20 protein-coding genes are annotated in these 20,357 nt (G+C 61.0%); 8 read left to right on the top strand and 12 right to left on the bottom strand.

Annotated features, from left to right (window positions below):
- Window positions 1-22 precede the first annotated feature (22 nt).
- The 8 genes from ACDK93_RS07315 to ACDK93_RS07280 all read right to left on the bottom strand — a co-directional run bounded on the left by ACDK93_RS07315 (window position 23) and on the right by ACDK93_RS07280 (window position 8,808).
- Complete coding sequence (locus ACDK93_RS07315) at window positions 23-1,435, bottom strand: UdgX family uracil-DNA binding protein (protein WP_458071946.1); 1,413 nt, start codon at window positions 1,433-1,435, stop codon at window positions 23-25.
- Window positions 1,435-2,652, bottom strand: a complete 1,218-nt coding sequence (locus ACDK93_RS07310) for a putative DNA modification/repair radical SAM protein (RefSeq protein ID WP_458071945.1) — start codon at window positions 2,650-2,652, stop codon at window positions 1,435-1,437. The genes ACDK93_RS07315 and ACDK93_RS07310 overlap by 1 nt, the downstream gene beginning before the upstream one ends.
- A 94-nt stretch (window positions 2,653-2,746) precedes the next feature.
- Complete coding sequence (locus tag ACDK93_RS07305; RefSeq protein WP_458071944.1) at window positions 2,747-3,232, bottom strand: DUF3455 domain-containing protein; 486 nt, start codon at window positions 3,230-3,232, stop codon at window positions 2,747-2,749.
- Window positions 3,233-3,462: 230 nt separating this feature from the next.
- Entirely contained in the window at window positions 3,463-5,196 is a 1,734-nt protein-coding gene (locus ACDK93_RS07300; protein ID WP_458071943.1) for a S53 family peptidase, read from the bottom strand.
- Window positions 5,197-5,418: 222 nt separating this feature from the next.
- Window positions 5,419-7,044: a tetratricopeptide repeat-containing sulfotransferase family protein gene (locus ACDK93_RS07295; protein WP_458071942.1), complete on the bottom strand. Its 1,626-nt coding sequence runs from the start codon at window positions 7,042-7,044 to the stop codon at window positions 5,419-5,421.
- A gap of 159 nt (window positions 7,045-7,203) precedes the next feature.
- Window positions 7,204-7,899, bottom strand: a complete 696-nt coding sequence (locus ACDK93_RS07290; RefSeq protein WP_458071941.1) for a diguanylate cyclase domain-containing protein — start codon at window positions 7,897-7,899, stop codon at window positions 7,204-7,206.
- Window positions 7,833-8,009, bottom strand: a complete 177-nt coding sequence (locus ACDK93_RS07285; protein ID WP_458071940.1) for an MHYT domain-containing protein — start codon at window positions 8,007-8,009, stop codon at window positions 7,833-7,835. Before ACDK93_RS07285 ends, ACDK93_RS07290 begins: the two co-directional genes overlap by 67 nt.
- A gap of 253 nt (window positions 8,010-8,262) precedes the next feature.
- Entirely contained in the window at window positions 8,263-8,808 is a 546-nt protein-coding gene (locus tag ACDK93_RS07280; protein ID WP_458071939.1) for a 2'-5' RNA ligase family protein, read from the bottom strand.
- 589 nt (window positions 8,809-9,397) lie between these two features.
- Between ACDK93_RS07280 and ACDK93_RS07275 the strand changes: the two genes are divergently transcribed.
- Entirely contained in the window at window positions 9,398-10,633 is a 1,236-nt protein-coding gene (locus tag ACDK93_RS07275) for an NADH:flavin oxidoreductase/NADH oxidase family protein (protein ID WP_458072371.1), read from the top strand.
- A gap of 85 nt (window positions 10,634-10,718) precedes the next feature.
- Here ACDK93_RS07275 and ACDK93_RS07270 read toward each other — a convergent pair whose 3' ends face one another.
- Together ACDK93_RS07270 and ACDK93_RS07265 are read right to left on the bottom strand one after the other, a co-directional pair.
- Window positions 10,719-11,132: a hypothetical protein gene (locus ACDK93_RS07270; RefSeq protein WP_458071938.1), complete on the bottom strand. Its 414-nt coding sequence runs from the start codon at window positions 11,130-11,132 to the stop codon at window positions 10,719-10,721.
- Window positions 11,129-12,952, bottom strand: a complete 1,824-nt coding sequence (locus ACDK93_RS07265; protein WP_458071937.1) for an LTA synthase family protein — start codon at window positions 12,950-12,952, stop codon at window positions 11,129-11,131. The genes ACDK93_RS07270 and ACDK93_RS07265 overlap by 4 nt, the downstream gene beginning before the upstream one ends.
- A 1,002-nt stretch (window positions 12,953-13,954) precedes the next feature.
- Here ACDK93_RS07265 and ACDK93_RS07260 point away from each other — a divergent pair.
- From ACDK93_RS07260 to ACDK93_RS07250, 3 genes are all read left to right on the top strand, one after another.
- Entirely contained in the window at window positions 13,955-15,325 is a 1,371-nt protein-coding gene (locus tag ACDK93_RS07260) for an FUSC family protein (protein WP_458071936.1), read from the top strand.
- Between the two features lie 151 nt (window positions 15,326-15,476).
- Window positions 15,477-15,878 carry a hypothetical protein gene (locus tag ACDK93_RS07255; RefSeq protein ID WP_458071935.1) on the top strand — a complete coding sequence of 134 codons (402 nt, stop codon included), beginning with the start codon at window positions 15,477-15,479 and terminating at the stop codon, window positions 15,876-15,878.
- 42 nt (window positions 15,879-15,920) lie between these two features.
- Window positions 15,921-16,181: a hypothetical protein gene (locus ACDK93_RS07250; RefSeq protein ID WP_458071934.1), complete on the top strand. Its 261-nt coding sequence runs from the start codon at window positions 15,921-15,923 to the stop codon at window positions 16,179-16,181.
- Between the two features lie 11 nt (window positions 16,182-16,192).
- Here ACDK93_RS07250 and ACDK93_RS07245 read toward each other — a convergent pair whose 3' ends face one another.
- Window positions 16,193-16,984: an SDR family NAD(P)-dependent oxidoreductase gene (locus tag ACDK93_RS07245; RefSeq protein ID WP_458071933.1), complete on the bottom strand. Its 792-nt coding sequence runs from the start codon at window positions 16,982-16,984 to the stop codon at window positions 16,193-16,195.
- A gap of 160 nt (window positions 16,985-17,144) precedes the next feature.
- Here ACDK93_RS07245 and ACDK93_RS07240 point away from each other — a divergent pair, with 160 nt between their 5' ends.
- The 4 genes from ACDK93_RS07240 (at window position 17,145) to ACDK93_RS07225 (ending at window position 19,932) form a co-directional block, all read left to right on the top strand.
- The gene (locus tag ACDK93_RS07240) at window positions 17,145-17,981 is read left to right on the top strand and encodes an SDR family NAD(P)-dependent oxidoreductase (RefSeq protein WP_458071932.1); all 837 of its coding nucleotides are present in this window, start codon (window positions 17,145-17,147) and stop codon (window positions 17,979-17,981) included.
- A gap of 102 nt (window positions 17,982-18,083) precedes the next feature.
- Window positions 18,084-19,295: a hypothetical protein gene (locus ACDK93_RS07235; RefSeq protein WP_458071931.1), complete on the top strand. Its 1,212-nt coding sequence runs from the start codon at window positions 18,084-18,086 to the stop codon at window positions 19,293-19,295.
- A gap of 147 nt (window positions 19,296-19,442) precedes the next feature.
- Window positions 19,443-19,595 carry a hypothetical protein gene (locus tag ACDK93_RS07230; RefSeq protein WP_458071930.1) on the top strand — a complete coding sequence of 51 codons (153 nt, stop codon included), beginning with the start codon at window positions 19,443-19,445 and terminating at the stop codon, window positions 19,593-19,595.
- 16 nt (window positions 19,596-19,611) lie between these two features.
- Window positions 19,612-19,932, top strand: coding sequence for a hypothetical protein (locus ACDK93_RS07225; protein ID WP_458071929.1), 321 nt, complete (start codon window positions 19,612-19,614; stop codon window positions 19,930-19,932).
- Here the strand turns inward: ACDK93_RS07225 and ACDK93_RS07220 are convergent.
- A complete protein-coding gene (locus ACDK93_RS07220; protein ID WP_458071928.1) occupies window positions 19,929-20,312 on the bottom strand; it encodes an ArsR/SmtB family transcription factor in 384 nt (127 codons plus the stop codon). The genes ACDK93_RS07225 and ACDK93_RS07220 overlap by 4 nt on opposite strands.
- Between the last annotated feature and the right edge of the window lie 45 nt (window positions 20,313-20,357).

Below are 20,357 nucleotides of genomic sequence, written 5' to 3'. Positions count from 1 at the left end.
CGATGTCGTGTCGGTTTTAGCTCTACGAAACCAGCATGCTCAGATCGCGTATGAAATCGGCAACAGCCGCCTCGCGCTCGCGCTCGTCCGGCAACCGCAAGAGATAGGACGGATGCACGGTGGCAAAGACGCGGATGCCGTTATCGAGAGTCATCCACTGGCCGCGCTGTTCGAGCAGGCGAAAGTTCTTGCCGAAAATCGCCTGGGCCGCCATCGCGCCGAGGCAGACGATGGTCTTTGGCGCCACGCGCTGGATTTCGGCGAGCAGCCACGGTCGGCAGGCGAACTGCTCGGAGGCGCTGGCGCGTGAGTGGATGCGGCGCTTGCCGCGCGGCTCGAACTTGAAGTGCTTGACGGTGTTGGTGATGTAAAGCTGACTGCGTTCGACGCCCGCCTGGGCCAGCGCCTGATCGAACAGCTGGCCGGCCGGTCCGATGAAGGGCCGACCGGCCAGATCCTCCTGATCGCCCGGCTGCTCGCCGATCACCATGATGCGCGCGTCGTCCGGGCCTTCGCCAAAAACCGTCTGCGTGGCCGGCTCCCACAGCGGACACGCTCGGCATTGCGCTGCAGCGGCGCGCAGTTCGGCGACGCTGCCCTGCGGCAGCGGCACGGTCACGCGTTCCGCCGGCGCGGGAATATGTTTCTTCGGCAGGGTTGGCGCTTTCTGCACCATCGCATCCATGCGCGCGGAAGCGTCGCGGATCAGGCCGGGAATCAGCGCGGTCTCGGGCATGTTTTTCCAGTAGCGCACCGGCATTTCGTTCTTCATCGCCTGCACTTTCAGCCGCGCCGGATTGAAGATATTCGCGAAGTACGTCAGCCATAGAGCTTCCAGCGCATCCTCGTTCGGCGCATCGGCCTTCTGCGCGCCGGCACCGAAGCTGATGGTTTCGCCGTTCCAGTGCGCGCTGCGTGTTGGGGTGAGTATCGACCAGTGCATGCCGGCGAAGCGGCGCACAAAGAACGGCGCCACCCGGGGAAGGATGTCATGCGATGGCTCGAACCACGCAATGAACACTGAACCCTCTGCCCTCTTCACCTCGCGAAAGCGCACGAAGGCTTTCATCTTGTGCATGTCGCGTCGCACGGCCTTGGCCGCCTGCTCGCACCAGTCCACGTCGTCATCGCTGGCGATATGCAGCAGCTGACGTTCGCCGTGGGTGAGGCGCCACAGCATGCGATACAGCACGGCGTGGCGGCGCGCATCGGCATGCGCCAGCACGGTATTGGCAAGGCTCAAAAACTCGTGCGGCACCGTGCCGGCCGGCTTGGCCGCAGGCGACGACGGCGATGATTCCGCCGGCAGCAGGCCGCCGGCATCGCCAACCTGCCAGTGCACGTCCGAAGGCAGTACGCCTGCGGCCAGCAGCGCGCGCGCCTGGCCACGCCATTCGGACAAATCACTCCCATCGTGCAGAACGACGAGGCGCATCAGTGGCCGAACAGGTCAGCCTGACGCGGCGTGGTGTCGAGGTGGCGAAGCGCAACGCTTTCGCTGTCCACGCGCGGGCGGTGATCGATGGTGGCAACGAACGGCGCGACCTTGCGCACCGGCACGCGAAGCTTCACCAGATCCGCGTAGCGCAGCTTGCGATGCATACGCATGTCGATCAACCGCTGCACCGTGCGCACGCCCAGGCCCGGCACGCGCAGCAGCATCTCTTTGGGCGCGCGGTTGAGGTCGACCGGAAACTGTTCGCGATGGCGCAACGCCCAGGCCATCTTCGGATCGACGTCCAGATCGAGCATGCCGCTATCGCTGGCCGGCGCGATCTCGTCGACATTGAAACCGTAGAAGCGCATCAGCCAGTCGGCCTGATACAGCCGATGCTCGCGCACCAGCGGCGGCGGACGCAAAGGCAATGCTTTGGACGCATCGGGAATCGGGCTGAAGGCCGAGTAATACACGCGCTTGAGCTTGTAGTTGGCGTACAGGTTCGTACTGCTGGTGAGCACGTCGCGATCGCTGGAAGCATCGGCGCCGACAATCATCTGCGTGCTCTGCCCGGCCGGCGCGAAACGCGGCGCCTTCTTTTCCGCCTTCGCTTCGTCGATACCCATGCGCAGACGGCCCATCGCGCGGCGGATATCGCGCAGATCCTTTTCCGGCGCCAGCGCTTTCAATCCGCCTTCGGTCGGCAGTTCAACGTTGATGCTGAGGCGATCGGCCCAGCGGGCGGCGTCGGACAGCAGCTCGGGCGAGGCGTCGGGAATGGTCTTGAGATGGATGTAGCCGCCAAAGCGATGATCCACGCGCAGGCTGCGCGCGACCTGCACCAGCATCTCCATCGTGTAGTCGGAGGACTGGATGATGCCGGACGACAGAAACAGGCCTTCGATGTAGTTGCGCCGATAGAAGTCCATCGTCAGCTGCACGACTTCAGCCACGGTGAAACGCGCGCGCTGCACGTTGCTGGTGCGCCGGTTGATGCAGTAGGCGCAATCGTAGATGCAGAAGTTGGTCAACAGAATCTTCAGCAGCGAAATGCAGCGGCCGTCCGGCGCATAGGCGTGGCAAATGCCCATGCCCTCGTTCGAGCCGATGCCGCCGGTTTTCAGCGAGTCGCGCTTCTGCCCGCCGCTGGACGAGCACGAGGCGTCGTACTTGGCGGCGTCCGCGAGAATGGCGAGCTTTTCGGAGAGTTTCATCAGGCCACCATGATGGCGCAGCCGATGCGGCACGATGTGTAGAAGCCGAAGTGTCGCGACCATCTGTCGCAAGCGCTGCGACGAGTCCAGCGCCTCAGTGGCGGAAGAACAGGTAGACGGCACTGTAGGGTATGCGGACTTCGGCCCCTGCGTGGCCGGCATCGCAGCCGCCTGCCGGCGCTGAACCGCCCTCGGTACGCGTACGCACCACATAATCGACGTTCGACATCAGGCCCATGCCGGCATGCGATTTCGCCTGCAGCACAATCCAGGGAATGGCGCCGGCGTCGGGTGACGGGGAAACGTTGAGCGGGTTCCCGACGACCGCGCTGCCGTCGATGGCTTGCCATGTCGGGCCAGCGAAGTGCTTGCCGATAAGGTGACCTTTCGCGTCGCGCAGACTCGCTTCCGGTGCCTTCAGCGTCCAGGCATAGCCTGTACTCACGGAAGTACAGGCATAGACCTGCACGCCCTTGCCGAACGCCTCGACAGCCGGTGGTTTGGCAGCGGATGTCTGCGCATGAACGACGCACGCCGCGCACGCCATGGTGACAACCGCACTTATCCAGATGCTACGCATGACCTTGGCTCCATAGCGGAAAGACGCATCGCATGACAGGGTACTCCAGTGACCGCTGCGGGCACGGCAACCCGCTGGTCCGCAAGACTTCCCGCGTGGTTTCAGCGGGGGAATCGGGCTCAAGCAAGGGCGCGCCTCTGCCTTGGCGATTGTGCAGGCAAAAAAAAGAGGGCCGCCCAGGGCGACCCTCCGCTTGCGTCAGTTCGACGTGACACGCCGAACGCATCGCCTCATTGAGTCAGCGCATTGATCAACGCCGCTCCCTGCGGGCTGCCCCAGCCGGTGACCAGATCGAAACCGGCCACCGCGTTGAAGCCGGCGCCGCTCCCGGCAGACGGCTTGTTGTTGCCGCTGGTGATGTCGTGGAATTGGCTCTTGTAACTGGATCCGACGCCGATGTTGTAGATCTTGGTATTGACGAAGCCCAGCGTGCTCTTGCCTGCTGCCACCGACTGTTGGTTGGCCAGCGCAAGAAATCCTGCCCAGCGCGGCGCGGCAAAGCTGGTGCCGCCGTAACCGGTTTCGAAGGTACCGTTGCTGACCGTGGGATTGTCAAAATTCGCCTCGGCGGCGAGATCCGGGTCGTTGCGATAGGTAGTCGACCCCTTGTTGGTGCTGGTGATGACACCGCTCAACTTCTGATATGCCGGCGTCGCATAACCGGCCTTCTTGTAGTAACCACCGCTACTGTCGAGCCAGCCCGTTTCCGAGGTCCAGGTGCCGCCCGGGCCCGATGTCACCAGGTCCGTGCCACCCACGTCGAGGATGTTCGGATCCAGAGACGGCGGCAGCCACGTGCTGGCGTTGTAGGCACCTTCGTCACCGCTGGCATTGAGGAAAGTCTGCCCCTGCGCAGCGAACTGCTTGTAGATGGTGTCGTCCGCGCTGCCGAAGTCGCCGCCGCCCCACGAACTGGTGATGACCTTGGCGGTATTGTCGGTTGCCATCTGATTGAGGATGTCCGTGGCACTGGAGCCCTCGTAGAAAATCACCTGCGTCAGGCCCGGCGCCATGCCGATGACGTTGACGATGTCGAGCACCTGCTCGCCGTCATCGCACTTGGATGTGCCGCTGCCGTCGCCCGCATCGCAGACGCCGCTGTAGCCGTTGACCAGTACGTTCTTGATCGGCACCGAGGACTTCATGCCGGTCTTGCTGTAGTAAAGCGTCACGTCGGACGATTTGTAGCCGTCATACGAAAAAATGCCCACGGTCTGGCCGGCACCGGTCAGCGAGCCCGAGCCGTAGTACGCCGCACGCATGTCGCTGGGCAGGTACTCACCCGATGGGCCAGAGCCATGCGTAGCCTTGATGGCATCCATATGCTGCACGCTGCTGCCGTGCACCAGATGATTCTTCGGCAAGTTGACGTTGGTCAGACCGGTGATGTCCAGCAGGGGTACCGCCAGATTCATCGTCGGCTCGCGATCGGGCGCGAAGAACGTGCGGTTCTCGGTCGGATGCTGAAAGGTGCCCAGTTGCATGTGCAGCGCGCGATTGATCGTGGCCACCGAGCCCTGTACGTCCACCACGCGTCGATTGGGCGTGGTCTGGGTAACCGTAAAGCCGTTCGATCTGGCCCAGGCAACAACCGCGTCGTAGTCTTTCTGGCTCGCGCCGAAACGCTCGGTGAATTCGGCCGACGACAGGTAGTGGTGATAGTTGATGCTTTGCGGATCGCGCAGCTGCAGCAGAAGGCTGTCGAGCTCGGCCTCGTTGCGCAACGGTAAAATCAGCCCAAGCTTCATGCTTTTCGCCGGATCCATGATGCCGGTGTGGGCCGCCTGCCCCGATGACACGACAGCGGGGAGGTTGGTATTGAGAAGATGGTTGTTTCCCGTCAGCGTCTCCGCAGCTGGCGCAGCAAATCCGAACGTCAGCGTGCTGGCAAAGAGCAGCGCTGCGATCGATTTCTTGAGGACCGTGTCGTGGCGACCAACCGAACCGTTTGGGAATACTTTCACAATCCGTTTCTCCAGATTTTTAGTGTCGGACACGGCACCACAGGGCGCCGCCCAGTCTTGCACCGCGTCCCGCAAATTCGTGCTGCAGCAGTTCGAATCTAGATAGCGCCAATGCAGTTGGCAATAGGACTTTTAGAAGTCCGGATCATGCAACTTCTTGCGACACATGCTGCAATCGGCGGCACGAAAAATGGCGGTCGAGTGACACTCATGCAGCTCAGTTCATGGAATTGCAGTGGAAGAATCCGTGCTTGAATGCCCGACACGCGCCCCCGGTTCGAGCCTGATCCCCGATTCCATCAGGAGCTGCCGCAACTCGACCGTTTGGGCCTCATATTTTTTCCAGCGCGCGATAGAGCTGCGATTCATCGGCTGCCGCACCTGCACAGCACTGGCCGTGGCCGTCGGCGAGGGGTTGTCCTCGAAATGCAGGCAGGCTTCGTTCCAGGTCAGACCACAAAACTCGAGCAGGCGGCGCGTGCTGGGCTCCTGTGACTGGACCAGCGTCTCGTATTCCATCTCCAGAATGCGGCCCGGGAAAAGCGCGCGCCAGTGCGCCATAAGCCGATCAAACAGTACGTAATAGCGACCGGTATCGAGCAGGTCGAACGAATAATCGCAGTTGTTTGACCCAGGCACAAAAAGCTGGCGAAAGTTGCTCAGACACGTATCCATCGGATTGCGCCGCAGACAGATGATCTTGGCATCGGGCAGTGCCCTGGCGATAAAGCCGGCATACAGAAAATTATGCGGCATCTTGTCGAGGAAACGCGGCGTATGACCGGTGGCCGGACGGGCGCCGGCAAGATAAGCCTGACCGAGCTTGTGCCAGTCCACATGCCTGACATGATCGAGCGTGTCGATATCGAGCAATCGCGCCGACCTGCTGCCGGAAACATGTCTGAAAGCTGAAGAAAATATCTGCAGTTCACCGGCGGAATGGACGTCTGGATGGCTGGAAATGATCCGGTCCACCAGCGTCGTTCCCGAGCGCGGCATGCCGAGAACGAAGATTGGTTCACCCGATGCGAATCCGGGTGAATCCGGGGAGATTTCGGACGATGCGCGGGTAATCGCGGCGAAAAGCGCCTCGTCCTGTTCGAAGCGGTAATTGAGCAGCTTGCGCCCCGCCGCCTTGCCGGCAACCAGATGCTCGAACGCCCTGGAATAGTCCTCGAGGTCCTCGTACTCCTTGGCCAGCGACAAGTGCAGGTTCATCTGTCCGATCGGGCTTCCCACACTTTCCGGCAGAAGGGCATGCAGGCGATTAAGGTGATTGCTCTTGGCCGTCTGTTTACGCAGCTGTGCCAGCGTGAGGTGTACGTACCAGGAATGCGGCGCCAGATCGATGCAGATATCCAGCTCGCGTTCGGCAGCATCAAGCTCGCCAAGGAAGGTCTGCGCCTTGGCCAGGTTGTGGCGAAAATCCGCATGATCAGGCGCCAGGTCAACCGCACGCCGATAAAGCTGTTTTGCCCGCGCGTGTGCGTTGGCACGCGAGAGCACGACACCCAGCGTGTCGAGCGTTGACGCATCCAGAGGCGACAGCGTCAACGCCCGATCCACGATCGCCACCGCCTCTGCGGGGCGGTTGACCAGAGAAAGGGCCTTCGCCAGCTGGGCCAGATAATCAGCCCGGCCCGGCTCCAGTTGTGAGGCGCGCTGCAAACCTTCCAGCGCTTGCGGGATCCGCTTGATCCCCAGCGCCGCCAGCCCGATCAGGTAATGGAGACCCGCGTGCTGCGGAGCCAGCGGCAGCAGCGACGTCGCCAGGTCAAACGACTGTTGCCAGTGTCCTTGGTTGTAAGCTGCCGTAGCCCGCGCGAAAAGCTTGTTGGGGTCGGACATGCGGCGCCGGATCCGGTCGAAGGACAAGGCAGCAATTATGCATGATCACGATGGTGCCAAAGACCCGAACAATCCCGATTTACGCAGTGCATCTGCCGTCATCGGCATGGCGAGGTAATTGCCATGGAGCTAGTCGTAGTCCAGCTCGATCAGGGTGGTCTATTGCTCCGCGGTCTCCACCCCTTCGGCAACCAGGCGCAGGCCCAGCGAGTGCTCCAGACGGATCACCGCGTCGACCACTGCACGAGCATCGGCGGAACTGTCCAGGTCACGGGTAAAGCTGCGACTGATCTTCTGCAGCGGCGTGCCTAGCGATCGAACAATGCGATCGGCTAGACCTGCCGCGGCGGCGACACGCTGCACCTCCTCCAGCAGCAGGAGAAACTCGTCGCCACCGGTGCGCGCCGCCGTATCGGTATCCCGGATCAACTCGTTCAGGCGAAGCGACTCCCGGCGTATTACCTGATCACCGGCGCTATGACAGTAGCTGTCGTTGACCGGCTTGAAACCATCCCGATCGATGAACACCACAGCAAGCTTGGTCGGCGTGCGCTTGGCGGCATAGTTCGCCTGTCGGCTGATACGGTTCAGCGCACGATCCAGACGATGTTGCGGCAGAACGCGATTTGGCAATCCGGTCGGCGGATCGCGGAGGTCCATCCAATGCCGCTCGGCGTCGGCACCCTCAAGTTGCGAGTTCGCCTGCTCCAGCGTTTCCGCCATGGCGAAAGCTCGTACCTGCTGCCGCGCGTCGAGCATCGACGTAAATAGCGTGATCGACAGCAGAATCAGCGACGCAACCACCACCATCGTGCCCAGATTGTGGCCACCGAGACCGTTGGTCGTATGACACACGGCGCCCGCCGCGCCAGATCCAGCCCCACGTAGGATGCATAAATGGCGATGATCACGGATAACGCCACCACGCCGCCGTCATAGGCTGGATGCAACGTCTGCAGCGACATACCTTGCGGATGCCTTCGTCTTGGACGGGCCGGTGGATCAAAACCGAATTCGGCTGCCGTCCATACAGCCGATCGGCTTGAATACCAGCGACAGAGCAGCATCCTGCATTACATTTTCCCTGTCTCGTTTGCCCACGCCATGCAAGTAAGGCGGCCTCCGCCAAAAGTCGGGCACCGTCGATGCTAAGGAGCCGTGGCGAGAACGCGACACCGGCTGATCACACGAGCTTGCTTCGGACCTCTCGACAGCCTCTCAGCCGACGACGCCGAGCGGCCAGCGACCCATCACCTCATGTTTGGACTGCCCGAAAAAGCTGCGAATCAGCACGAATTCGCGCGCCCTCCAGTGGATCGGCGGAATCGGCTGCTCGATCGCATCAAGCCCCTGGCCGTAAAGCAGAGTGACGTGCGGCACGTAGCTGGAGATGCCGGGCACGAACAATCCCTGCGCATACTGGGCATGGGCAAGCGCCTTGCGCAGACTCAGCGCTGTCTGAATGGTTGACGAGTCAGCGCAAAGCACAAACGGAAAGCGGCCATCCGCGCTGGCATTGCTAAAACGCATTGCACTGTCCAGCGTCACATCGAACTCGGATATCCTGACACTTTCGGCGGCAGCCAGCAGCGCTCCTTCCAGCGGTTGACGCAAACGATCGGGCTTGCCGATCGGCGTGAGCGTGACATGCAGCCGGTCGCTATCGATCGACGAGCCACCCAGCCGGTGTGATTTCACAAATCGCTCGCCAATGCGGATGATCTCGGCCCTGGCCTCTTCGTCCGGCAGCAGGGCAAAAAACATGTTGACGCCGTCGAGCAAAAGGCGATTCGACCTGAGTCTGAACGGGGCCTGCAAATCCATTGGCGCACCTTGACGCGATTACTTGTGTACCGTTGTCGGCGAATTCTGCCGATCGACATGATTCGAGCTACGCCTTGCATTTCCGGTGTCGGCAACCTCGCTCGGTAGCAAGCATAAACCCGCTTATCGCGGCGTGATGCACGTCACGGTAGAACTATACATAATATGAGCGATTGGCTCAGCACGCCGTGACGTGCACGACCGTGAAAAAACTGGATTCGGCCTGCCTCGACGGGGACCGCTGCAGGAGCGGCCACACATGGTCGAGCGGCAGCAGATGGCGGCGACGCCCGTCGACTCCGCTTCGGAACTCGCCCAACCGGCGTCGCCAACGGATCGTCTTCCCCGCAAGACGTCAATGAAGCCGCATTCCGACAAGCCGGGCAAGGCCCTGAGCCACCAAAACCAACGGCTTCGGCGCTGCGATAACTTGAAGGGTCAGGCACATCCGCAATCAGGAGCCTCCGCTCTGCGACGCAGACGACGCTTACCGCTTACGATGGAACGTGCAGCCAACACGACAGCCAACATGACCCCATCCCTCAGTTCGCCCCTCGCGCTACCCAACGGAATCACCCTGCCCAACCGCCTGGCCAAGGCCGCCATGGAAGAGAACATGGCCGAATCCGGCCAGTTACCCGGCGCGGCGATCTATCAACTCTATCGAGCGTGGAGCGAAGGCGGTGCCGGATTGATCATTACCGGCAATGTCATGGTTGATGCGCGCGCACTGACCGGCCCCGGAGGTATCGTGCTGGAGGCCGATACGCCACTTGAACCCTTCGAGGAATGGGCGCGGGTGATGCGTTCGCATGGCGCGCAGGCGTGGGTGCAGATCAGCCATCCAGGCCGCCAGGTGCGCGCGGAGATGGGCGGCTCGGTCTGGGCGCCTTCCGCTGTGCCGCTGGAGCTGGGCAAGCACAGCAAACTCTTCGCACAGCCGAAAGCGATGACCGCCGCTGAAATCGACGAGACGATTGAGCGCTTCGCCGCAACCGCCCATGCGGCCGAAAAGGCCGGCTTCACCGGCGTTGAAATCCATGCCGCCCACGGCTATCTGCTGTCGCAGTTTCTGTCGCCGCTCGCCAATCAGCGGACGGACGCCTGGGGCGGCAGTCTGGCCAACCGGGCGCGCCTTCTGCTGGATATCGTTCGCGCCGTGCGAGCCCGCGTCTCTGACGAGTTCTGCGTGGCTGTCAAACTCAACTCCGCTGATTTCCAGCGCGGAGGATTCTCCGAAGACGATGCCAGCCAGGTCGTGCTGTGGCTGAACGAGCTTTCCGTCGATCTGGTCGAACTCTCCGGTGGAAGCTACGAAAGCCCGGCCATGCAGGGCCGTACCGCCGACGGGCGAACGCTGGCGCGCGAGGCGTTCTTTCTTGAATTCGCCCGCACCATCGCCGGCATCGCGCGCATGCCGATCATGACCACCGGCGGCATTCGCCGACGCGCCATTGCCGAGGATGTGCTGGCTGGCGGTATCGCCGTCGTGGGCATGGCTACTGCACTGGCGGTGGCGCCCGATCTGCCTCGTGACTGGCTCGCGGGGGGCCAGCTTGTGGCAAACATACCGCCGGTTGAATGGCAGGACAAAGGTATGGCCGGACTGGCCACCATGTCGCTGGTCAAACGCTACCTGTGGAGTTTCGCCAGCGGCAGAAAACCTGCCAAGCATTACTCGCCGCTCTTCAGCCTGATCATCGATCAGTGGCGGCTCAAGCAGCTCGCAAAACGCTATCGACGGTGGCTGAACAGCCGCCGCTGACACGAATTGGCCGAGCGGCGGAAGCCGCCGTGCATACCGGCAAGGGGCGCGTGCCATGCCGCAGTGCTTAACCGGCGACCAGCAGTCATGCGCCATCCACCCAGATCGGGGAGGTGGGGCAGTCGGTGGTTTCGATGGTGCGCTTGGCAAGCAAATGGTTCTTGTCATCGGAGAGCATCAGCGTCGTGCCGTCGGTTACCCACTCGCCCGTGTCCACTTTGCCAACGAGCGCACCCGTCGCCACCACCGTTGGCTTCATCCCAAGCCGATACGCGCTGATGAACACGAACTGGCCAGACGCCGTGCCGCGCAGATCCCACTGGATGTGGGCCACGACATTGGGCCCCAGACATTCCGAATACTTCGTTGGCGTGATTACGACGAGGTTGTGGTGATGTCGAAGCCGGTGAATCATCGCGACAAGCAGCGCGACTGCAAGCAATACCAAAACAGATGACCGCAGCAGCCGCCATTGACTAGTCGTTCGCGTGCGGGTCACTGGACTTTCCCCGCTTTTTCGATCGACGGCATCTCCTGATCGAACTTTCCGTTGAGGTAGAGCCTGGCCATCGAGTCCACCCCCTGCTGGACTTTGTTTCTGTCGGTCTCGTCACGACTGTCCTCAAGCAGCTTCTGAGCCTTGGCCAGTGCCCGGTAGTACGGCGGCTCGGCCAGGCGCGCCGCGGATAGCACTTCTTCGCCCAGCATCCAGGCATTGATATGCTTGGTTCGCGCCACCGCTTGATCGCCCGCGAGAACAAACCAGGGAACGAATTCGGTCGTTCCGTCGAATGTGTCGTCAAACCCGTCCACCGCGTAGACGTTCTGCAGCGCCGGCAGGTGGTCGCCGTAAAAGACCAGCACATAAGGCCGATGCCTCGACGCCAGATAGCCCCACAGGCGACCCATTTGCTGATCGGCGTTGCGGATGTGGTACATGTAATTCTTGTACTCGTTCACTGCCGCGGCAGGCCACGCCGCGGGCGCTACGATGGCATCTCTTTTTGCCATGTCGCGTATCGGAGAATGATCGTAAGGGCCATGCCCTTCGATACTGATCGCGAAAATCAGGGTCGGCGACGACGGCTTGTCCAGCAAGGCAATGATCTTGTCGGTCATGGCTTCGTCGGAAAGAAACCATCCATCGGTATTGGCGTCAGCGGGGAAATCAGCTCGGGTAAAAAAGCGGTCGAAGCCCATTTCCTTGAATGCCTTGTCTCGATTCCAGAAGCCGCCGGCATTGCCGTGGACCGCGTAGGCCTTGTAGCCATCGTCGTGCAACACCCCGACCAGGCTGGGAATAGATTTCTGGCTGATTTGCAGATAGGGAAAATCGATTTTCGGGTAGGCATCCATTGGGATGCCGGTCAGCACTTCGAACTCGGTGCGCAGCGTGCCCCCGCCGAAGGTCGGAGGCTTCATGGTCCCACCCGTGGCCTGCGCCAGGGCCCGGTGCAGGTTGGGCAGCAGCGCCTCGCTGCTCTGGATATCCTTGAGTATTGCCGGGTCGAAGAACGACTCACTCTGGATGATGACGATATCCGGATGGCTTTGCGCAGACGCCGGCGAGGCCTGGGCCTCACTGCCGCTAGCAACATCGCCTGAGGGCATGTCGATGAAGGCCTTGATCGCTGCCCGATCAACCGGCACCTTAAGCGCGCGGCCATAATCCAGGTTGGAGTACTCGATCGAGCTGAGCAGTCCGCTGTGCAAAATGGTGTGCAGGGGAGCCCAGGGAACCACGCGAAGCTTGCCTGGCCCATAGATATCCGACGCCAGCTTTCCGCCAGCGACGAGATTTACGAAAATGCCGACGGCTACCAGCCCCACGAGAAGGCGAACAAGGCTTGTCTTTTTGAAGAATGCTGGCTCGTATCGAACACAGACGGCGATCAAGCCACCCGCCATCAGGGCCACGCCCAGCACGTACCAGCCATTGAGATAGTTGGACAGCAGATGAAACGTCGAAGCGTCCATGTCGCGTATGAGAAAGATGTCGTTGAACGACACCGGCTCGGACAGAAGGCTGAATTTCTGGTGATCGGCGTAGTAGATGCCTCCAGCCAATAGCATCACCAGCATACCGGCGACGCTCATCCGATTGACCAGCACCGTCAGGAGTAAAAAAAGAAGTACAACAGGCAACGCATTAGCGAAAAAGCCGTAGCTGAAAATATAGGCCGACCATTGAACCCGCAGAGCGAGACGATCGGCAAACCAGATGACACTGGCCAGAACAAAGCAGCCCACCGCAAACGTGAGCGTCTTGAGCACAGGCGATTGGAATGCAGGCCTAGGCTCCGCAGCGCTTTCGGACATCGTCAAGTCCCATGTCTCTTGCCAACAGACCGGTGCTCCTTCATCCGCGCGCTGGCGCGGTGCGCGGTGCGTGGCGCGCGCAAAAGAACAATCGATCCCATCCCGGAATGCCGACGCGAAGTCACCGAGATGACCGGCGCGCCCCTTAACCTCCCGATGATAAACCGTAACATGTTTGTCATGCTGACAGCGTCATGCGTTGCGGGGAACATTTGACGCAGGTGTGTCAGCCGTCGCGTGGCTGCGGCGCTCATGCCCCGGCTACTGGCATCCCATGCGCAACAGCAGTCGCTCCAAGAGCATCCAATGTTGGTTACCCTCGCGAAGAGTTTCGTCGAAAAACGAAACGTCTGACTGCCGACGGTCAACGCGTTGTAGCGCTCGCATGAAGCTATGCCGAAGAACTGCACACTTAATTTCGAATGAATATCAATTGGCGTTTGCGTCGGGGTTTATTTTTTATACAAAATAATGAACAGATATTTATCTTTGTCGAATCTTTTCATTATGTATCGGATTATTTCTTATAGACGGTTATTTCGATTTTTATTAACGTCATCTTTTTCTGAATTCTGGAGAGAACGAGCGGGCAGCAGATTTTCACGACGAACAGCTGGACTTGCCGCGACCACTCCCCAGTTGGGGACAAGCCCGGAAAAGTCGTGAGGCCCGGAAGCAGCGACGATGGGAAGGCCACGGCCGGGCAACGCGGCACCAGCAGCCAGTCGGCAGCCGCACCGTGACCAGCGTATACGCGAATATCGCCTGGGCCGGCGCGACTGCCGCGGGGCGCCAGACCAGCCCCATCCCTTCCAACAACACCGGTGGCAAGAGGCCCAGGCAGTAACTTCCCGCGCAAGGATGCGCTGGCGAACGGACGCGCATTGATGGGAAAGCCCGGCCAGGCTGGCCGGGTTTTTTGTGCGCATGACGGTCGCATACTTGCTAACGTAAAGCCGTCGATGATTTCTTCGGTACTGCGCCAACGGACTGGAACCCGCGATGTCTGCCACCACCAACAGGGTTTTTCAGGCACTGCGCGAGGCGATCGTGACGATGCTCGCGGCACTGGCGACAATGTGCTGCGCTCTTGCCATCGACCCGGAGCCCGGCCCGGCCATACTCTCCGTCGTGCTGTGTGTATCGCTTTCGCGCAGCCAGCTCGACCGCGACCGGCGAGGACGGTTGGAAGCGGCATTGACGCTACCCGTTGTCAGCCTCGCCGCGCTGGGCGTGGGTATGCTGCTGCTGCGTGCACCCTGGCTCGGCGCAGGCTTTTTTGTCGTCGCCATCTCGATGTCGATCTGGCTGCGTCGGTTCGGCCCGCTGGTGCGCAGAGCCGGCTCGCTGGTCGCTCTGCCGTTCGTGGTGATTCTTACCACGCCCTACGTGCCGACGACGCGCGTCGGTCCGGCCATGACGCTGCTTTTGCCGATCGTCGTGGCGCTGCTGGCCCTTTTCTGGGTCAGCGTGCTGCACATGGCGGCGCGCCGCGTGCGCTGGTTGCCAGCGGCACGCGCGATGAAGCACGTTGCCGCATCAAACACCCGCCCCTCTTCGCTGCGTCCGGCGGCAAGCTCGCGAATGGCCATTCAAATGGCTGTCGCACTGGCGATTGCCTTCGTGGTCGGCTACATATTCTTTGCGGAGCGTTGGGCGTGGATCGTGCTGACAGCCTTCATCGTCGGCAGCGGCAACCAGGGGCGACTGGATGTCGCCTACAAGAGCCTGCTGCGTGTTGTGGGCGCCGGTGTGGGCACGCTTCTCGCCCTCGCGTTCGCCAATCACACGGCCAGCGACACGGCAACCATCGGCTTGATTCTTGCTGCCGTCTTCATGGGCATCTGGCTGCGTCCGCTGGGCTATGCCTGGTGGGCGATGTTCGTCACGTTGGCGCTGGCGCTTCTGCAAGGCTTCGAAGGACCGACCGTGGGACATATCCTCTCGCTGCGACTGGAAGAAATCGTGATCGGTGCGATCATTGGCATAGCGGCTGCTTGGTTTGTTCTGCCGGTTCGATCCACTGGCGTGCTGCGTCTGCGAATCGCCGAATCGCTTGTCGCACTGGCGGATGCGCTGGACCCCGCCAATACGGCGCGAAGCCCTGACGATTTTTTGATGGCGATGGACCGTGTGAGCAGCGTTGCGCCGGCGTTTCGCGTCAGCCGTTTGTTGACGCGACGCCTGCGCATCGTGCAGCCAGCTGATTGGGTCGATGCCTTGACAGAATGCCGCCGGCCGGCCATCGGCCTGATCGAGACCGGCGCAACGCCCGGCGCAGTGCGCAAGGCCGTGGGCGCAGCACGCAAGGCGATGCGCGAACCGGAAGAGATTCTGCAGGCTTTGCAAAACCTGCGAAGCGAAATGATCTGACCCGCACGGCAAGGCTTGCAAGGCTTGCCGCATCGAGATTTTTACCATAAACAGCACTACAACCAGGACCAGCGATCCTGACTCACTACCCAGCGTGCGCTTTGCTTATTACTATCGACGCCGTCAGTGTCATGGCGCACAGGGGATCGTCATGGGGAATGTGATTCCAGGCCGAAAACGCGAGCATGCATTTTTCGGCGCGATGGCTTTGGCAATCGCAGCAACGGTCGTTATCGGTTTCAAGGACAGCTATTTCCGGGCCGGCTTGATCTTTGCTCACCTGCCCAGTCTTATAGTGCATATCCATGCTGCACTTTTCGTCGGCTGGATTGTGCTGCTGACGGCGCAGATCATGCTGGTGAGCACTGGGCATACCCGATGGCACAAAAAGCTGGGTATCGCTGGTGCTGTGATAGCGCCCATGATGATTGTTGCGGGGCTCGCCACGCTGGTGATGGCGCTACGCCGCAACGCCGTGCCGCGCATTCCGCCAGCAGTGTTTTTTGCCGGTGATCTGCTGGCGATAGTTACCTTTGCCATCTTCGTCGTCTGAGCTCTCTACGTACGGACTGAAGCTGCCGCGCACAAACGCCTGATGGTGTTCGCTACCATCTTCATTCTGGCACCGGCGGTAGATCGCTGGGATTTTCCGTTCATGACGTCGATACTTTCCACGATCGCTGTTCTCACCGTGTTTCCTGTTCTGGTCGCGCTCTACGATTTAATGAGCCTGCGACGTATCCATCGGGCAACGAGATGGGGGCTACTGGTTTACGTGCTGAACCTTGCCGCCCTCTTTTTTCTACCCGCACTGCGACCGTGGCAGGATCTCACCAACTGGGTAATGGTCGCCTGAGTCCGGATCAATCACCACGGCACTTCGCTGCCGTCCCAGGCGATAAATCGGCCGCTGTCAGCAGCATGGCTTTTGGCGATGATCGCCAGCAGCTGCGAAGCGGCCCTCTGCGCGGTGAATAATTTTTCCGCCGGCACGCGCGCCTGAAACGGCGCCGACAGCGGCGTATCCACGGTACCGGGATGCAGAAGCAGGCAACAGGCCTTCCGATTACGTCGCGCCAGTTCGATGGAAAAGGTTTTCATCAGCTGATTCTGCGCCGCCTTGGAGGCGCGGTAGGCGTACCAACCACCGCTGCGGTTGTCGCCGATCGAGCCTACGCGTGCGGAAAGCGATGCAAACACGGCAGGCTTGCCGTGACTGAGCAGCGGCATCACCGCCTTTGCCAGCAGAATCGGCGCAAAGGCGTTGAGCGCAAAGACGCGATCAAGGTTGGCCTTCGTGATCTGTTCAAGCGATTTTTCCGGCTGAACGTCCGCGTCATGCAGCATGCCGGAGGCGTTGATCACCAGATGCAGCGCGTCGGTCTGCGAGGACACCTTTGCGCGCAGATTTTCCAGATCACTCTCATCGGTGATATCGGCGTCGATCAGCGCCAGCCTGTCGCCATGGCTCTGCTGCAACAGCCTCAGCGCATCAGACGTCGAACACGAGCGGGAGACCGCAAAAACTCTTTCCACGTGCTGATTGCCCAGCAGCTGCTGCAGCATCGCCAACCCGATCCCGCTGCTGGCGCCGGTGATCAGCGCGCTGGTCAGGGCATCCAGCTCGGCGACCGGTGAAATTTCGTGATGGAAGCTCATATCCCTGCGTAAGTCATGTCGACAAAGCAGATGGTAGTTCGTCAAGCGTCGACAAGCACTCCGCGCGAAGCAGGAATCGGCCAGGCACCGACCAACAGGAAAAGATCACGCCGAAACCGGTAAATTAGACGGCCATCATTTTCGCCACGAGCAAGCCGCCATGTCGAACCATCCAGCTATTGTCCCCGGCCGCGTTGCGGTCATCACTGGCGCCGCCAGCGGCATCGGCCTCGCTGCGGCGCGTCGACTCGGCCAGATCGGCATGCGCGTGGTGCTGGTCGATATCGACGCGGATTCGCTGGAGCGCGCCGTCGCCGACCTCACATCCAACGGCATCGTCGCCCGCGCGGTGAAAGCTGATGTGAGCCGCCGCGACGATATGGCACGCGTCAAAGCCCAGGCCGACGCGTTCGGCGAGGTGGCCGTGCTGATGAACAACGCCGCGCGCGAAGGCGGCGATGGCCTCTTTGCCGATATCGCCAAATGGAAGGCAACGCTCGACATCAACCTCGGCGGCGCGCTGAACGGCATCCAGCTTTTTGTGCCGGACATGATCCATGCGAACTGGCCATGCCTGGTGATCAACACCGGCTCGAAACAGGGCATTACGCTGCCGCCTGGCGATACCGCATACAACGTAAGCAAGGCGGCCTTGCGCGCGCTGACGGAATCGCTCGCCCACGACCTGCTGACGACCGGCGACCGCGTCACGGCGCATCTGCTGATTCCGGGCTTCACGTTTACTGGCTTTACCCGCGCTCGCGGCATCACCGAAAAACCGGCCGCGGCGTGGACACCCGAGCAGGTCGTCGATTTCATGCTCCCCGCGCTTTCGCACGGTGACTTCTACATCCTGTGCCCCGATAACGACGTGGATCGCGCCACCGACGAAAAACGCATCCGCTGGGCCGCGAATGACATCATCGAGAATCGCCCTGCGCTGTCGCGCTGGCATCCGGATTACGCCGACGCGTTTGCCAGCCACATGAAGGACTGAAGGGCGTCATCACACCACGCCATATCCACATGACAAAATATGTTTATGGCCAACCGTCAATAAACGCTAAAACGGAAGTCCATATCGCCAGTCACTGAGACCATGACGCTTCCACGATACCTCGCCGTTTTTGCTGCCATGGCGTTTTCGGCGATTGGCCACGCCGAAGACAACACGTATGTCAGCCAGCCCTACCTCGGCCTGCGCTATCGCGACAGCACGCTGCATTCGGGCCGCTTCGACAAGACCGGCCGCGCGCATACGCTGCGACTTCAGCTGGGTTACCTGTGGGCTTTCACAACGCATCTGGCGGCCTATGTGGAAGGCACCAAGGTGCAGCCGCTGTTCGGCCGGCAGTACGACGACACCACCGGCAGGCGCACGCCTTATCCCGCCGAAGGCGACCCACGCTCGACCGAACTCAGCAGCGCCTGGCTCGGTTACGACAATGGCGACATCGGCCTTCGTGCGGGCCGGCAATATCTACACATCGACAACAACCGTTTTTTCAGCCCGAACTACTGGCGGCAAAATCCGCAGTCGTTCGATGGCATTACCAGCTACATCAGGCTCGCCGAAAAAACGACGCTGAGCTATGACTGGATCAATCAGGTCAATCGCACGGTTGGCGCTGATTTTCCCGATTATTCCCAGCGGCGATGGGAACTCGACGGTCAACTGATTCATCTCGACCAGGTGCTTCCGCTGGGGCAACTGAGCGCTTACGGCTATTTCGTGAAAAACCTCACGCTTGCCAAGAACTCGGTGCGAACATACGGAGCGCGCTGGACCGGCAACGCAGCACTGGGCGATACCGACGCGAAAATTGGCTGGACAATCGAAGGCGCGCACCAAGACGACTACGCCAATAATCCGGCGCACTTCAGCCTGGCCTACCATTTATTCGAACTGAGCTACGGATTGCCGGCGATCTCCGGCCGCCTCGGCGAAGAGTCGCTGGGCGGCGATGGCAAGAATGCGTTCAACATCGCCTACGGCTCGGGCCACAGCTTCGACGGCTGGGTCGGCGTATTCGCCATTCCCTTACATGGGCTGCGCGATCGGTATGCCGGCGTGTATGGCACGCTGCCGTGGAATGCGTTGAGCTGGCTCGTCACCCAGCACCGGTTCGATCCGCAAAGCGGCAGCGGCGCGCGCTACGGTACCGAGACCGATGCCGGCATCAAGGCACAGCTCAGCAAGCGTTTCAGTCTCGAACTGCAATACGGCGACTATCGCGCTGACAGCTTCACCGTGAGCCAGCGCAAGCTGTGGCTACTGGCGGAATATCGTTGCGGCAAGCAGGCGCTTTAGGCAATTGACGATATGCGCCGTATTTCAACCCGGACTGTCGCTACGCTCTAAGGCATACCAGCCCCGTCCTTTTCCGTTATCACAGAACGTTTCGGCATTTCGTCGGGCGCTGACGACTACAATAGGGCGCCCTTACGGAGACACACCTTGGCCAAGCCCAACTACTCGTTCGAAAAGCGCCAGCGCGAAATCGCGAAGAAAAAACAGCAGGAAGAGAAGGACGCGCGCAAGCGTGAGGAACGCGAAGCGGCCAAGGCCGCCTCCGACAGTGCGGACAAAACGCCACCAAGCGATCAGTAAGCGCCGCCGGCAAACGGTGAATCGTGACCAGCAGCGGCTGAATCGGCAGCTCGACCTTCTCGGCCAGAAGCTGCCTCGCTGGGCCGGCCGTTCGCTGCAATGGCTGCGCAAGCCATCCTCGCGGTGGGTACGCCTGCCGGCTGGAGTTCTGCTGATCCTGGGTGGTGTCTTCAGCATCCTGCCGCTGCTCGGCCTGTGGATGCTGCCGATGGGTATGCTGCTGCTCGTGCAGGATGTGCCTTTTCTGCGTCGACCGACGCGACGTTGCCTGACCTGTATCGAGTATCGCTGGCGCCAGCGGAAACGACGCCGGCGCCAGGACCGCGCAAAAAATTAAACCGCTTTTTTCCTGACGGCCGCCTGCTGGCGCTTGGCCACGCGGGTACCTTCGGTCGATTGAATGCGATGCGCATTCATGATCGCGGCAAGCAGGCCCGGGAAGCGTTTTTCCACTTCCTGGCAACGCGCCGTATTGTGCATCTCGACACCGATACGCTCGCTGCGCACCAGGCCCGCTTCGCGCAACGCCCTAAAGTGCTGCGACAACGTGGACTTGGGAATATGGCGATCGCTGACCTGCAGGAAATTGGAGCAGGTGTTCGCGCAGGCCGAGCTGGCCAGCTCCGCGTAGATCGCCACACGCACCGGATCGGCGAGCGCGTGCAGAATGCCCTCGACGGTGATGTCTTCGATCGACGGATGGATCAGCGGTCTCATGCTGAGAATCTTATCAGCCCTTGACATTTAGTTCCATAGTTCATA

The organism is Rhodanobacter sp. BL-MT-08 (assembly GCF_054161255.1).
The sequence above is the reverse complement of the archived record's forward strand: the minus strand, read 5'-3'. Positions and strand labels throughout refer to the sequence as shown.